Here is a 13,690-nt window from a genome sequence, read left to right as displayed (position 1 = left end):
CCGGCTTCCAACCGAACCTCCAAGACAGGACATCCATGACAAGCATCGCGATCAGCGCGCCCCCGCGCATGGACGGCCGGGTGGCCGTGGTGACCGGCGGGGCCGGCGGCATCGGGCGGGCTGTCTGCGCCGCGCTGGCGGAGGCCGGGGCGAAGGTGGTGGCGGCGGACCTGCACGCGCCGGCTCATGCGCTGGCGCCCGGCGTCACCTTCGCCCAATGCGACGTGACCTCGCGCGCCGGGACGGAGGCGATGATCGACGCCGTCCTGGCCGAGCACGGCCGGATCGACGCCCTGATCCTCTGCGCCGGCACGATCGCGAACACGCCCCTGCAGGACAGTGAGGATGACGAGTGGCGCTCCATCCTCGATGTGAACCTGATGGGCGTGGTGAACCCGCTTCGCAAGCTCTATCCCATCATGGTGGAAGCGGGCGGCGGGAAGATCGTCGCGCTCGGTTCCATCGCGGCGAAGATCGGCGGCGTGGCCTCCGGCCCCGCCTATGTCTCGGCCAAGTCGGCGGTGCACGGGCTGATGAAATGGGTGGCGAAGTCCGGCGCACAGCACGGCATCTTCGCCAACACCATCGCGCCCGGCCCGGTGGAGACGCCCATGTGGCAGACCGTGACCGGGCGTGCGCCGCCTTCCGCCAACGGCAGCGTCCCGCTCGGTCGCTTCGGCCAGCCCGAGGACATCGCCCAGGCTATCCTGTTTCTCTGCTCGCCCGCGTCGAACTGGATCACGGGAACCGTGCTCGACGTGAACGGCGGCATGTTGATGGATTGAGACGAGCATGACCGCAGCAGAGACCATCGGCTTCATCGGCCTCGGCGTCATGGGTGGCCCCATGTGCCGCAACACCGCCACCAAGCATGCCGGCGAGGTGCGCGCCTTCGACATGAGCCCGGCCGCGCGCGAGGCGCTGCGCGATGCCGGGGCGGTGCCCGTGGAAGGCGTGGCGGAGGCGGTGCGGGGGGCGGACATCGTCTTCCTCTCCCTGCCCGGCCCGCCGCAGGTGGAGGCGGTCTGCCTCGGCGAGGACGGCATCCTCCGGCATGGCAGGCCCGGCCTGCTCGTCGTGGACCTCAGCACCACGACGGTCTCCTCCGCCCGGGCGGTCGCGCGGCGGCTGGCCGAGGCCGGGATGGGCTTCGCCGACGCGCCCGTCGCCCGCACACGGGAGGCGGCGATCCGCGGCGAGCTCAGCATCATGGTCGGCGCCGACGACGCGACCTTCGCCCGGCTTCGCCCGCTCCTCGGCTACATGGCAACGGACGTGACGCATTGCGGCGGCACCGGCACGGGCCAGGCCGTGAAGCTCATCAACAACGCTCTCGTCTTCGAGCATGTCGCGGCCCTGGCCGAGATGATCGCCATCGGCGAGCGCGCGGGGGTGGAGCCGGCCCGGTTGCTGGACGCCGTCTCCCGCGGGTCTGGGGATAGCTTCGTGCTGCGCAACCACGGGATGAAGGCGATGCTGCCGCAGAGCTACCCCGAGCGCGCCTTCCCCTCCACCTACGTGCTGAAGGACCTGGCGGGCGCGCTGGAGCTGGCCGAGGATACCGGCGTGCGGGCGCGGGTGACGGAGACGGCGCGCGACTACTATGCCGAGCTCGTCCGCATGGGCGCGGGCAGCCAGTATTTCCCGATCCTGCTGGAGCTGGTGGCGGGGCGCCTAGGCGTTCCGCAGCCAGCCGCCACGGAGTCCGCCGGCGCATGAGCGACCTGCTGCAGGACCTCCTCCCCCTCGTCTGGACGGGGATCGTCACGGGCTGCCTCTACGCCATGGGCGCGCTGGGGCTGGTGATGATCTTTAAGGCGACGCGGGTGGTGAACTTCGCGCACGGCAACCTGGCCGCCCTGGCCGGCTTCGTCGTGTACGGGCTGACGCAGGCGGGGGGCGGCATCGGCTGGATCGCCGCCGTCCTCATCGCGCTCGCGATCGTGGTCCTGCTGGCACTCGTCGCCTATGGCCTCATCGCGCGGGTGTCGGAGGCCTCCGACCTGCGGGGAACCATTGCGACCCTCGGCATCAGCCTCGTCCTCCAAGGCGTGGTGCAGGTGGTGTTCGGCGCGGACATCGTCAATCTCGACCTGCCCGTGCCGAACTGGAGCGCGACTGTGGCCGGGCTCCGCGTCACCTCCTACGACATCACCGTGCTGGCCGTCTCCGGCATCGTGATCGCGGCCCTGTTCCTCGTGATCGAGCGGACGCGGGTCGGGATCGCCTTCCGCGCCGTCTCCACCAGCGCCTTCGCCAGCCGGGTCTGCGGGCTGAACATCCACGCCGTGCAGGGGCTTGCCTGGGGCGTGGCGGCGGGGCTCGGCGTCACGGCGGCGCTGCTCATCATCCCCAGCACCTTCCTGAGCTCGACGACGGTCGCGTCCTTCATGCTGCAATCCTTCGCCGCGGCGGTGCTCGGCGGCTTCTCCAGCCTGCCCGGCAGCATCGTCGGCGGGCTGATCGTGGGGGTCACGATGAATCTGTTCAGCTACTTCGTCACATCGGAGCTGAGCGCCACCTTCCTGCTCGTCCTCATGCTCGTGGCGCTGAACCTTTTCCCGGGCGGCATCCTGCCCCAGCGCGGCGGGGGATCCCGTGCCTGAGGCCGTGAGCGTGCTGGCCCCCAGGGCCACTGCCGAGACGCCGCCTCTGCCGCGCCGCCTGACGGTCTGGCTGCTGCTGGGCGTCCTCGCGCTCGTCCCCGCGGTGGCGGGCGGCTTCTGGACCTACAGCGTCGGGGTTTGCATGGCGAATGCGGTGGCCGTGCTCTCCGTCGGCTTCCTCCTCCGCTACGGCGGAGAGGTCTCGATCGGGCACAGCTTCTTCCTTGCCTTCGGCGCCTACTGCACGGCGATCGTGGAACGGGAGCTGGGCCTCTCCGTCGGCATTGGCCTGCCCGTGGCCGCCGCTGCCGGCGCGGTGCTCGGCATCGTCTTCGCCTGGCCGTCCCGGGCGCTGTCGGGCATCTATCTCGCCATCGCCACCATGGCGCTCGCGCTCTCGGTGCCGGAGCTGATCCTGCAGCTCGGCCCGATCGCCGGCGGGTATGAAGGGCTCTATGTCGCCCGCCCGCTCATCCCCGGCGTGTCGGTGGACCTGCAGCGCTACTACCTGCCCCTGGTCGTGCTTGCCCTGGTCGTGCTGCTGCTTGCCCGCTTCCGGCGCTCCCGGCAGGGGCTGGTGCTGCTGACGGCGCGGGACCATCCGCGGGCCGCCGAGGCCTTCGGCTTCTCCCGCGGCTATGCGCGCCTGGCCGCCTTCGCGATCAGTGCCTCCATCGCGTCCACCGCCGGGGCACTGCTCGCCTTCGCGGCCTCCACCGTCTCGCCGAACAGCTTCACCCTCTCCACCGCCATCTACCTGCTCGTCGGCACGGTGGTGAGCTTCGGGTCGCTCGGCCTCGCCGGCGCTCTGGCCGGCGGGGCCTTCATCACCCTCGTGCCCCAGCTCTTCGCGGCCTGGGGGGACTGGGTGCCGATTATCTACGGCGCGGCGCTGCTGGCCGTCGTCACCCTGGGCCACCGCCCGGCAGAGGTCCTGGCCGCGCTGCGCGCCCGGCTCGGCGGAGGGCGGCGGGATGCTTGATGCCGTAACGGCCACGGCGGCGGAGTTGACGGTCGAGGCCGTCTCCCTCTCCTTCGGCGGGCACCGGGTGCTGAAGGAGGTCAGCATGGACTTCCGGCCCGGGCAGGTCACCGGGCTGATCGGCCCGAACGGGGCGGGCAAGACGAGCCTGTTCAACTGCCTCACCGGCCTCTACCGCCCGCAACAGGGAAGGATCGCCCTCGGCGGGCAGTCGCTGGAGCGGATGCCGCCCGCCCGGCGCGCCCGCGCCGGCCTCTCGCGCAGCTTCCAGCACGTGGCGCTCTGCCCCGAACTGGACGTGCTGGAGAACGTGATGTTTGGCCGCGCGCGGCTCGGGCGCTCGGGCTGGGCGGATGCCTTCCTGCCCCTGCCCGGCGGGCGGGCGGAGAGGGCGGAGGCGCGCGCGGCGGCGATGGACGTGCTGCGGCGGCTGGACCTCGCCGCCTTCAGCGATGTCACCCCCGCCGGCCTGCCGCCCGGCACGCAGCGCCTGGTGGAGATCGCCCGCGCCATCGCCTCCCGCCCGCGCGTCCTGCTGCTGGACGAGCCCGCGGCGGGGCTGAACCCCGCGGAGACGCGGCAGCTGACGGCCGTGCTGCGCGGCCTGGTCTCGCCGGAGCTGATCATCGTGGTGGTGGAGCACGACATGGACCTGATCATGCAGCTCTGCGACCGCATCCACGTGCTGAACTTCGGCCAGCGGATCGCGAGCGGGACGCCGGCGGAGATCCGTGCCGATCCCGAGGTGATCCGCGTCTACCTGGGGGATTCCGATGACTGAGCTGCTCCGGGTCGAGGGGCTCGAGGTCCGCTACGGCGCCGCCACGGCGGTGCGCGGCATCGGGCTCGTGGTGACCCAGCGCGGCACGGTGGGCCTGCTGGGCGCCAATGGGGCGGGCAAGTCCACAGTGCTGAAGGCGATTGCGGGGCTGGTGCCGAAGTATGCCGGCCGCGTGCTGCTGGAGGGCGAGGACATCACGGTGCGGGACGCGCGGGCGCTGGTCCGCGCGGGCATCGTCTACGTGCCGGAGGGGCGGGAGATCGTGCCGAACCTCTCCGTGGACGAGAACCTCACCCTCGGCGGCTTCCACCTGGATGGCGCCACGCGGCGGCGGCGGCGCGACACCGTGCTCGGCATCTTCACGGAAATCGCTGGGCGGGCGGCAAGCCCGGCCTGGCGCCTGAGCGGCGGGGAGCAGCAGATGCTGGCCATCGGCCGCGCGCTGATGGCAGGACCCCGCCTGCTGCTGCTGGACGAGCCCTCGCTCGGCCTCGCGCCGCTGCTGGTGCGCCGGGTTTTCGAGAAGCTGGAGGCGGTGCGGGCCGAGACGGGCCTGGCGATGATCCTGGTGGAGCAGAACTTCCGCCTTACCGTCCGCGTGTCGGACGCGGTGCACTTCATGCGGGGCGGCCGGATGCTCGGCCGGCGGGAGGCGGCGGAGCTCCGGGAACCGGCCGCGATGGAGGAGGCCATCGCCGCCTATCTCGGGGCGGGCGAGGTGGTGGCGTGACGGCATTCGCGAAAGGGGGGCGGGATGGATCTGATAGGGCGCGAGGTGGCGCGCGGGCTGCGTTTCCCCGAGGGCCCGGTCTGGCTGCCCGATGGAAGCCTGCTGGTCGTCGAGATCGAGGGCGGAACCCTGACGCGGATCGCACCCTCCGGCCGCGCCGAGGTGGTGGCGCGCCTGGGCGGCGGCCCCAACGGGGCTGCGATCGGGCCGGACGGGGCCTGCTACGTCTGCAACAACGGCGGCTTCCGCTGGCTGGAGCAGGCCGACGGCTACCTCCGCCCTATCGGCATAGCGGAGGATTATGCGAGCGGCCGGATCGAGCGCGTGGACCTGGCGACCGGCAAGGCGGAGGTTCTCTACAGGGAATGCGACGGCAGGCCCCTGAGCGGCCCGAACGACATCGTCTTCGATGCCCATGGCGGCTTCTGGTTCACGGACCTGGGCAAGGTGCGGGCCCGCAGCATGGACCGTGGCGCCGTCTACTACGCGCGCTGTGACGGCAGCCTGATCCGGGAGGTGATCTTCCCCTCCATGACGCCGAACGGCGTCGGCCTCTCGCCCGATGGTGCCACGCTCTATGTCGCGGAGACGGAGACGAGCCGGCTCTGGGCCTATCCCGTCACGGCCCCCGGCGAGGTCGGGATGGAGCCATGGCCCTCCCCGAACGGTGGCCGGATCCTCTACGGGCCGCCCGGCTACCAGCGCTTCGACTCCCTGGCGGTGGAGGAGGACGGCAACATCTGCGTCGCGACGCTGGTCCGATCCGGCATCTCCGTCATTTCGCCGACGGGCGAGTTGGTGGAATTTCATTCTGCGCCGGAGTCGTACTGCACGAATATCTGCTTCGGCGGCGACGATATGCGGACAGCCTTCGTCACCCTGTCGGGGACTGGCCGCCTCATCGCGGTGGACTGGCCGAGGCGCGGATTTCGGCTGCACCAACCCGGGTGATCCCGGCCCTGGTGCCGGCGGCAGGGGGGGCTGCTGCTCGGGACCTGGGCTGACGGTCTGTTGCGCCCCCCGTCATTCTCTTGCGAGGCAGGTGCCGTTGCGGTTACTGGTCGGGACGATGCCCCTACGGCCCCGATCTTGCTCCAACAGCCCTGCGGAGAGCCGCGTGATCGACAAAGGCGCGCTGGCCGGCGATCTTCGAGTGGCGATGAAGGCAGCCCTCTCGGAGATGCTCCGGGGCCTGGACGACGCTGCGGTCGTTCGGCTTCGCGAGGAGCTCGCCAGCCAGCTCGACCGGGTCCTGACCCACGCGCCCATGCCCGAGCATGCCGTGCAGAGCATGTCCGGCCGCGCCGCGATCGCGGCGCTGTGCGCCGAGGTGCTGCGGGAGAGGACGGGATCGGCGGGCCGTCCCTGGAGCGTCGTCCAGGATAAGTCCTGAATGTCCGGCCCTTTTTCAGAGTACCGACTGCATGTCCGCCAGCCCCTATCCTGACCAAGACGCGACCCGCAGAGAGGCCGCCCTGGCCGAGTACGCCGTGATGGACACGCCGGCCGAGCCCGCCTTCGACAGGCTGGTCCAGGAGGCCGCCGGGTTCTGCCAGACCCCGATCGCCGTGATGAGCCTGCTCGACCGGAGACGGCAGTGGTTCAAGGCGCGGGTCGGGGTCGACCTGACGGAAACGCCCATCGAGCACGCCGTCTGCGCCCTGGCATCCGGCGACGAGAAGCTGCTGGTGATCTCTGACCTGACGAAGGACCCGCGCACGGCGGGGAACCCCCTCGTCACGGGCGAGCCGCGTGTCCGCTTCTACGCCGGGGCACCGATCCGGCTGGCCGATGGCCTGCGGGTTGGATCGCTCTGCGTCGTGGACACCGTTCCCCGCCCGCAGGGGCTGAGTTCCTCGCAGGGGGACCGGATGCTGCAACTCGCCGGCCGTGCCGAGGTGCTGCTCGACGAGCGGAAGGGGCGGCAGGCGCCCGCCAGCCCCGCGGCGCCGGCCCGCCACGCGCCGGGGCACTTTGACGAGAAAGGCCTTCTGGATCTCCACGCCCATGCGCGGGCACAAGGCCTCAGCGCCGCCGAGGCCTTCTTCCGCCTGACGATCGAGGCGTTGGCCAAGCGCAAGGAGTAGGCCCGCTCCACCTCCCAGTCTCGCAAGGACCCGGTGGCGCACCCCGGCCGAACCGGGGCGGGAGTCCGCCCTTTACCCCGCCCGGGATGTGGCCCGCCCGCCGCACCTGCCCGGAGATGCGGTCCCCCTGCCTGGACGCCGTGCCCCCGGCTCGCATAGTTTCGCCCTCATGCGCCGGTGGCCCGGAAGGGCTGAAACGGGAATGCGTGACGCGGCCGATCCTGCCGCCGATCCGCAGCTGCCCCCGCAACTGTAGGCGACGACGACGGTCCCTCACGCCATTGCGCCGGAAACGGCGCGAGAAGGCGGGGTCGTCAGGCCGGCATTCGCCGGCCACGTCGCGAGCCAGGAGACCGGCCGGCGCAGATGTTGTCTCGCGCGTGCCGGGCGGGGAGCACCGGCGCAAACGGACCCATGGCGTGCCAATGAACCGGCGCGCCTCCGTCATGCGAGCACGACGCAAGCCCGTTCCGGCCAGTCATCGGCCGGGGCGAACCGCGGACCGTGCAACGGAGGCCCACCGGATGAAGCGCCGGATCCTTGCCTTGATCGTACTTGCCCCGATGGGACCAGCCATCGCGCAGGACCTCACAACAACCAACCCAGCCACCGTGCCCGAGGTGGTGGTGACCGCGACGCGCGTCCCGACGCCGCAGGACCGCATCCCCGCTTCCGTCACGGTGATCGACCGCCGGACGATCCAGGAGAACGGATACACCACCCTGGCCGAGGCCCTGGCGATCGTGCCGGGCTTCCGGCTTGTGCAGTCCGGCGGCCTCGGCCAGCAGGCCTCCGGCTTCGCGCGCGGGACCAATGCGCGCCAGGTGCTGGTGCTGCTGAACGGCGTGCCGATCAACGACCCTTCGGACCCCAACGGCGCCTTCAACTTCGGCAACGAGCTGCTGGGCGACATCGAGCGCATCGAGGTGGTGCGCGGCCCCGTCTCCGCGGTCTATGGATCGGCCGCGATCGGCGGCGTGGTGAACCTCATCACCCGCTCCGCCCCGGCCGACCGCGCCGCGGTGCCTTATTTCGAGGCTGCCGGCGGGAGCAACTCGACCGTGCGCGGCTTCGCCGGCATGGGCGGGACCGTCGGCGCCTTCGACTACCAGGTCACCGGCCAGAGCCTGTCCACCCGCGGGTCGAACGCGGTGGCGCCCCGCTTCACCTCGAATCTCGGGGAGCGGGACGGGCTGCGCTCCGCGATCGGGACCGTGCGGCTCGGCCTGAACATCGGCGAGACAGTGCCGGGCGAGGTGCTGGGCCGCACCCGGATCGAGGGCCTGGTGCGGGGGCGCGAGAACACCCTCGGCCTCGACAACGTACCGAACGACGACCCCAACTACACTGCCCAGGACCGGTCCTGGTTTGGCTACCTGCGCAGCACGACGGACCTGTTCGGCGGCGCCTGGAGCACCCGCCTGACGCTCAACGGCAGCCAGAACCGGCGGCGCTACACCAACCTGCCGGACGTGGCGAACCCCACAGCCACGGCGGACGACCTCTATCGTGCCGACCGGCGGGCCCTGTTCTGGGACAACACCGTGCGCCTCCCCAGCGCCGGCCCCCTGACGGACATGGCGGTCCTGTTCGGTGGCCAGTGGGAGAAGGAGACCGCCGACAGTGCCAACGGTTCGGCCTTCTTCCGCACGACCGTGGATGCCTCGCAGAGGGCCGCCGCAGGCTACGCCTCCGTCCAGGGCAGGCTGTACGAGCGCCTGGATTTGACCGCGGGGCTGCGGCACGACGCGCCTGAGAACTATGACGGCTTCACGAGCTGGCGGGTCGGCGGCGTGCTCGCCCTGCCCGAGATCTCCTCCCGCCTGCGGAGCGCGGCCGGCACCGCCTTCAAGGCCCCCTCGCTCTTCCAGCGCTTCGGTACTATCACCGGCTTCTTCCAGGGCAACCCGGACCTGAAGCCGGAGGAGAGCTTCTCCTGGGAGGCCGGGATCGAGACGGACGTGACGTCCTGGGCGACGGTCTCGGCGCTGTACTTCGACAACCGGCTGAGAAACCTGATCAACTACGACGCGAGCTTCACCACGCTGCTCAATGTCGAGCGCGCGCGGATCCGCGGCGGGGAGTTCGCCCTGACGGTGCGGCCGGCCGACTGGCTCTCCTTCACCGGCACCTGGACCGTGCAGGAGGCGCGCGACACCACCAACGACCAGCCGCTGGCCCGGCGGGCCCGCAACCTCGCCAGCCTGACGGCGCGCCTCTCTGCGCCCGTGCCGTGGGAGGCGCCGCAGGCCGCGCGCATCACCGTGGTTCCGGAACTGGTCTATACCGGGCCCTCGCCCGAAGGCGCCTTCGCCCGCTACAACGACGACGGCAGCTCCATCGGCACGCCTGGCAAGAACCGCGGCGGCACAGTGTTCAACCTGACCGCGACGGTGCCGGTGGTCGAGAAGGTCGCCGGCTTCGTGGAAATCCGGAACCTCGGCAATTCCCGCTATGAGCCGGCGAACGGCTTCGTTATCCCCGGCCGGAGCGCGCTTGCGGGGATCCGCGGGACGTTCTGACGGGGGGGCGCCACCTGGCGCCCTGATCCCGCCATCTCTCCTTTGCTGTTGATCTGTCCTGGGGAGAGCAGGAAGGAATTCTTCCTCTCCCCGGGCCGCTCACCATCATCTTTTTCTCCGCTTTGGGCTTACCCGGCTGACGGTGCGCCTCGGCTCATAGAGCCGGGGCGACTTTAGGGGCCGGCTGGACTCCATCGCGGGAGGGTGTCCCCTGGTCCCAGACAGGGCAGGACGGCGCAGCACCTCCGAACTGCCGGGCACATGGCACTGGACATAAGGATATCTTTAAGAGAGTATGCGAGGTGAAAAGGCCCGGTGGTCGGCATCCGTTCGCTCCCCGACCGGCCCCGCCTTCTCTGCCGGAGGATTTCGTGCCCCGCCTTGCGGCCGCCTAGGACCAACCCTTCCGCGGTTCTCTTCGGACGGCGCCGGCCGCCCGGGTTGCCGGCCTCCGTCCACCACCGTCGCCCAGGATCATCGAGTCATGTCCCGCCCGCATCTCCTCGACGCTCTTCGTGACCGCGTGCTGCTCTGCGACGGCGGGATGGGCAGCCGCGTGCAGGTTATGGATCTCGAGATCGAGCGGGACTACTGGGGCCGGGAGAACTGCACCGATGTTCTCGTCCTCTCCCGCCCCGACATCGTGCGGGAGATCCACCGGGGCTACTACGAGGCTGGCGCCGACATGGTGCTGACCAACACCTTCGGCGGCTCCCCTATCACGCTCGGGGAGTTCGACCTGGAGGACCGGGCCTTCGAGCTGAACAAAGTGGCGGTGGAGCTGGCGCGCGAGGCGGCGGAAGGCTTCGCCGATGGCCGCCACCGCTGGGTGATCGGCGATATCGGGCCGGGCACCAAGCTGCCCTCGCTCGGCAACGTCACCTACGACGCGCTGGAGGCGGCGCTCCTCACCCAGTGCCGCGGCCTGATCGCGGGCGGGGCGGACGCGCTGCTGACCGAGACGAACCAGGACACGCTGTTCATCAAGGCCGCGGTGAACGCCGCGAAGATCGCGCGCGCGGAGATGAAGTCGGACATCCCGATCTTCGTGCAGGTGACGGTGGAAACGACGGGCACGCTTCTGGTCGGCCCGGATATCGGCGCCGCCGCGGCGGTCGTGCACTCGCTCGATGCGGACCTGATGGGGCTGAACTGCGCGACCGGGCCGCAGGAGATGGCGGAACACGTCCGCTGGCTGTCGCAGAACTGGCCGGGCCTGCTCTCCTGCCAGCCCAATGCCGGCCTGCCGGAGCTGGTGGACGGCAAGACCCATTACCCGCTCGGCCCGTCCGAGCTGGCGAGCTGGATGGAGCGCTTCGTCACCGAGGACGGGCTGAACCTCATCGGCGGCTGCTGCGGCACCTCCACACCGCATATCGCGGCGCTGGACGCGATGCTGCGCAAGCTGGGCGGCAGCGCGCACCGGCCGGCGCCGGCACGGCGCAAGCCGGTCTGGGTGCCCTCCGTCGCCTCTCTCTACGCCCCGGTCGCGCTGCGGCAGGAGAACAGCTACTTCTCCATCGGCGAGCGCTGCAACGCGAACGGCTCCAAGGCCTGGCGGGAGCGGCAGGCGGCGCATGACTGGGACGGCTGCGTCACCATGGGCCGGGATCAGATCGGCGAAGGCTCCAACTCTCTCGATATCTGCACCGCCTTCGTTGGCCGCAACGAGATGCAGGAGATGAACGAGGTGATCCGGCGCTTCACGAGCAGCGTGAACGCGCCGCTGGTGATCGATTCGACCGAGACGCCGGTGATCGAGGCGGCGCTGAAGCTGCATGGCGGCAAGCCGATCATCAACTCCATCAACTTCGAGGACGGCGAGGGCCATGCGACCGACCGCATGATCCTCGCGAAGAAGTTCGGCGCCGCCGTGATCGCCCTGACCATCGACGAGGTGGGCATGGCGAAGACGGCGGAGGACAAGCTGCGTATCGCCACCCGCCTGGTGGAGTTCGCCTGCGACAAGCACGGGCTGCCGCAGTCCGACCTGATGATCGACCCCCTGACCTTCACCATCGCCACGGGGAACGAGGACGACCGCAAGCTCGGGCTCTGGACGCTGGACGGCATCCGCATGATCCGGGAGCGCTTCCCCGATATCCAGATCATGCTCGGCCTGTCCAACATCTCCTTCGGCTTGAACCCGGCCGCCCGGCACGTGCTGAACTCGGTCTTCCTCGACCACGCCGTCAAGGCGGGCATGACGGGGGCGATCGTCCACGTCTCCAAGATCAAGCCCCTGCACCAGATCCCGCCCGAGGAGGCGAAGGTCGCCGAAGACCTGATCTTCGATCGCCGCAGCGAGGGCTACGACCCCCTGCAGAAGCTGCTGGAGATCTTTGCCGGCCGGAAGGCCGCGGACACGGGCGCGAAGAAGAAGGCCGAGACGGTCGAGGGACGCCTCAAGGACCGCATCGTCGAGGGGGACCGCAAAGGGCTGGACGACGAGCTGGCCGACGCGCTGGCCAAGGGCCTCGCCCCGCTCGACATCGTCAACAACATCCTGCTCGACGGGATGAAGGTGGTGGGGGAGCTGTTCGGCGCCGGCAAGATGCAGCTTCCCTTCGTGCTGCAGAGCGCCGAGACGATGAAGGCCGCGGTCGCCTACCTGGAGCCGCACATGGAGCGGGCCGAGGGGCAGGAGAAGGGGACGATCGTGCTCGCCACCGTGAAGGGCGATGTGCACGACATCGGCAAGAACCTCGTGGACATCATCCTCACCAACAACGGCTACCGGGTGGTCAACCTCGGGATCAAGGTGCCGCTGGCGGACATGGTGGCGGCGGCGAAGGAGCATCGCGCGCACGCCATCGGAATGTCCGGCCTGCTGGTGAAGTCCACCGTCGTGATGCGCGAGAACCTGGAGGAGATGACGCGCATCGGCCTCGACATCCCCGTGATGCTCGGCGGCGCGGCGCTGACGCGGAACTACGTCGAGGACGACTGCGTGAAGGCCTATGCCTCCGGCCGCGTCGCCTATGCGCGCGATGCCTTCGACGGGCTTCACCTAATGGACAAGGTCGTCGGCAACGGCTTCGACGACTACCTGGCCGCGCTGCAGACCAAGCGGGTGGACAAGTCGCGCAAGGAGCGGCGCACCCTTGGCACCGCGGACCCTCGCGGCTTCGCGCCGGTCGACGTGGACTATGCCCAGGCGCGCCGGCGCCGGCTTGCGGCCGATACGCAGACCCCGACCCCGCCGTTCTGGGGTGCGCGCGTGATCGAGGCCGCGCCGAAGGCCGTGGTGCCCTTCATCAACGAGCGGAGCCTGTACCAGTTCCAGTGGGGCTTCCGGAAACAGGGCCGCTCGCTGGACGACTTCCTGGGCTGGGCGAAGCAGGAGCTCCGGCCCGTGCTGCAGCGGATGCTGCGGATCACGGCGGAGCAGGAAATCCTGCGGCCGCAGGCGATCTACGGCTACTGGAAATGCGCCGGGCAGGGAAACGACCTCATCCTGTTCGAGCAGGACGGGGTCACCGAGGCGGTGCGCTTCAACCTGCCGCGCCAGCCGAAGGAGGACGGGGACTGCATCGCGGACCTCGTCACCGACGTGGAGGACGGCCGCGACGTGATCGGCCTGCAGGTGGTCACGGTCGGCCAGAAGGCCTCCGACATCGCGCGGGAGTGGTTCGAGGACAACCGCTATCAGGACTACCTCTACCTCCACGGCCTGAGTGTCGAAATGGCGGAGGCGATGGCGGAGTACGTGCACAAGCGCATCCGCGCCGAGCTCGGCTTTGCCGGGGAGGACGACCGCGACATGGACCGCATGCTGCAGCAGGGCTATCGCGGCGGCCGCTACTCCTTCGGCTATCCCGCCTGCCCGCGGCTGGAGGACCAGGTGCCGCTCCTGCGACTTCTCGGCGCGGATCGGATCGGCGTCTCCATCAGCGACGAGTGGCAGCTGCACCCCGAGCAGTCCACGAGCGCGATCGTCCTGCACCACCCGCGGGCGAAGTACTTCATGGTCTAGGGGCCG

General features: G+C 70.2%; 11 protein-coding genes and 1 riboswitch. All 11 genes read left to right on the top strand.

Annotated features, from left to right (window positions below; all coding sequences use genetic code 11):
* Positions 1 to 35: 35 nt before the first annotated feature.
* The 11 genes from J5Y10_RS24990 to metH all read left to right on the top strand — a co-directional run bounded on the left by J5Y10_RS24990 (position 36) and on the right by metH (position 13,684).
* Entirely contained in the window at positions 36 to 785 is a 750-nt protein-coding gene (locus J5Y10_RS24990; protein ID WP_209376855.1) for an SDR family NAD(P)-dependent oxidoreductase, read from the top strand.
* 7 nt (positions 786 to 792) lie between these two features.
* Complete coding sequence (locus J5Y10_RS24985; protein WP_209376854.1) at positions 793 to 1,719, top strand: NAD(P)-dependent oxidoreductase; 927 nt, start codon at positions 793 to 795, stop codon at positions 1,717 to 1,719.
* On the top strand, positions 1,716 to 2,606 hold the full coding sequence (locus J5Y10_RS24980) for a branched-chain amino acid ABC transporter permease (protein WP_209376853.1): 891 nt from the start codon (positions 1,716 to 1,718) through the stop codon (positions 2,604 to 2,606). The genes J5Y10_RS24985 and J5Y10_RS24980 overlap by 4 nt, the downstream gene beginning before the upstream one ends.
* Positions 2,599 to 3,588: a branched-chain amino acid ABC transporter permease gene (locus tag J5Y10_RS24975; RefSeq protein ID WP_209376852.1), complete on the top strand. Its 990-nt coding sequence runs from the start codon at positions 2,599 to 2,601 to the stop codon at positions 3,586 to 3,588. The genes J5Y10_RS24980 and J5Y10_RS24975 overlap by 8 nt, the downstream gene beginning before the upstream one ends.
* Entirely contained in the window at positions 3,581 to 4,369 is a 789-nt protein-coding gene (locus J5Y10_RS24970) for an ABC transporter ATP-binding protein (protein WP_209376851.1), read from the top strand. The genes J5Y10_RS24975 and J5Y10_RS24970 overlap by 8 nt, the downstream gene beginning before the upstream one ends.
* On the top strand, positions 4,362 to 5,099 hold the full coding sequence (locus tag J5Y10_RS24965; protein ID WP_209376850.1) for an ABC transporter ATP-binding protein: 738 nt from the start codon (positions 4,362 to 4,364) through the stop codon (positions 5,097 to 5,099). The genes J5Y10_RS24970 and J5Y10_RS24965 overlap by 8 nt, the downstream gene beginning before the upstream one ends.
* 24 nt (positions 5,100 to 5,123) lie before the next feature.
* Complete coding sequence (locus tag J5Y10_RS24960) at positions 5,124 to 6,050, top strand: SMP-30/gluconolactonase/LRE family protein (RefSeq protein WP_209376849.1); 927 nt, start codon at positions 5,124 to 5,126, stop codon at positions 6,048 to 6,050.
* 166 nt (positions 6,051 to 6,216) lie between these two features.
* The gene (locus J5Y10_RS24955; RefSeq protein ID WP_209376848.1) at positions 6,217 to 6,492 is read left to right on the top strand and encodes a hypothetical protein; all 276 of its coding nucleotides are present in this window, start codon (positions 6,217 to 6,219) and stop codon (positions 6,490 to 6,492) included.
* Between the two features lie 31 nt (positions 6,493 to 6,523).
* Positions 6,524 to 7,186 carry a GAF domain-containing protein gene (locus tag J5Y10_RS24950; protein ID WP_209376847.1) on the top strand — a complete coding sequence of 221 codons (663 nt, stop codon included), beginning with the start codon at positions 6,524 to 6,526 and terminating at the stop codon, positions 7,184 to 7,186.
* A gap of 158 nt (positions 7,187 to 7,344) precedes the next feature.
* A riboswitch (cobalamin riboswitch) is annotated at positions 7,345 to 7,562 on the top strand.
* A gap of 169 nt (positions 7,563 to 7,731) precedes the next feature.
* Complete coding sequence (locus tag J5Y10_RS24945; RefSeq protein ID WP_209376846.1) at positions 7,732 to 9,708, top strand: TonB-dependent receptor plug domain-containing protein; 1,977 nt, start codon at positions 7,732 to 7,734, stop codon at positions 9,706 to 9,708.
* Positions 9,709 to 10,192: 484 nt separating this feature from the next.
* The gene (gene metH / locus J5Y10_RS24940) at positions 10,193 to 13,684 is read left to right on the top strand and encodes a methionine synthase (RefSeq protein WP_209376845.1); all 3,492 of its coding nucleotides are present in this window, start codon (positions 10,193 to 10,195) and stop codon (positions 13,682 to 13,684) included.
* The last annotated feature ends 6 nt before the right edge of the window (positions 13,685 to 13,690 follow it).

Origin of the sequence: Roseomonas indoligenes (assembly GCF_017813365.1) — a bacterium.
Classification (GTDB): domain Bacteria; phylum Pseudomonadota; class Alphaproteobacteria; order Acetobacterales; family Acetobacteraceae; genus Roseomonas; species Roseomonas indoligenes.
This window is presented reverse-complemented; position numbering and strand designations above follow the sequence as displayed.

Bases quoted from the DNA above. Each gene is read 5' to 3' on its own strand.
- J5Y10_RS24990 (WP_209376855.1), top strand. From the start codon at position 36: ATGACAAGCATCGCGATCAGCGCGCCCCCGCGCATGGACGGCCGGGTG.
- J5Y10_RS24985 (WP_209376854.1), top strand. From the start codon at position 793: ATGACCGCAGCAGAGACCATCGGCTTCATCGGCCTCGGCGTCATGGGT.
- J5Y10_RS24980 (WP_209376853.1), top strand. From the start codon at position 1,716: ATGAGCGACCTGCTGCAGGACCTCCTCCCCCTCGTCTGGACGGGGATC.
- J5Y10_RS24970 (WP_209376851.1), top strand. From the start codon at position 3,581: ATGCTTGATGCCGTAACGGCCACGGCGGCGGAGTTGACGGTCGAGGCC.
- J5Y10_RS24965 (WP_209376850.1), top strand. From the start codon at position 4,362: ATGACTGAGCTGCTCCGGGTCGAGGGGCTCGAGGTCCGCTACGGCGCC.
- J5Y10_RS24960 (WP_209376849.1), top strand. From the start codon at position 5,124: ATGGATCTGATAGGGCGCGAGGTGGCGCGCGGGCTGCGTTTCCCCGAG.
- J5Y10_RS24950 (WP_209376847.1), top strand. From the start codon at position 6,524: ATGTCCGCCAGCCCCTATCCTGACCAAGACGCGACCCGCAGAGAGGCC.
- metH (WP_209376845.1), top strand. From the start codon at position 10,193: ATGTCCCGCCCGCATCTCCTCGACGCTCTTCGTGACCGCGTGCTGCTC.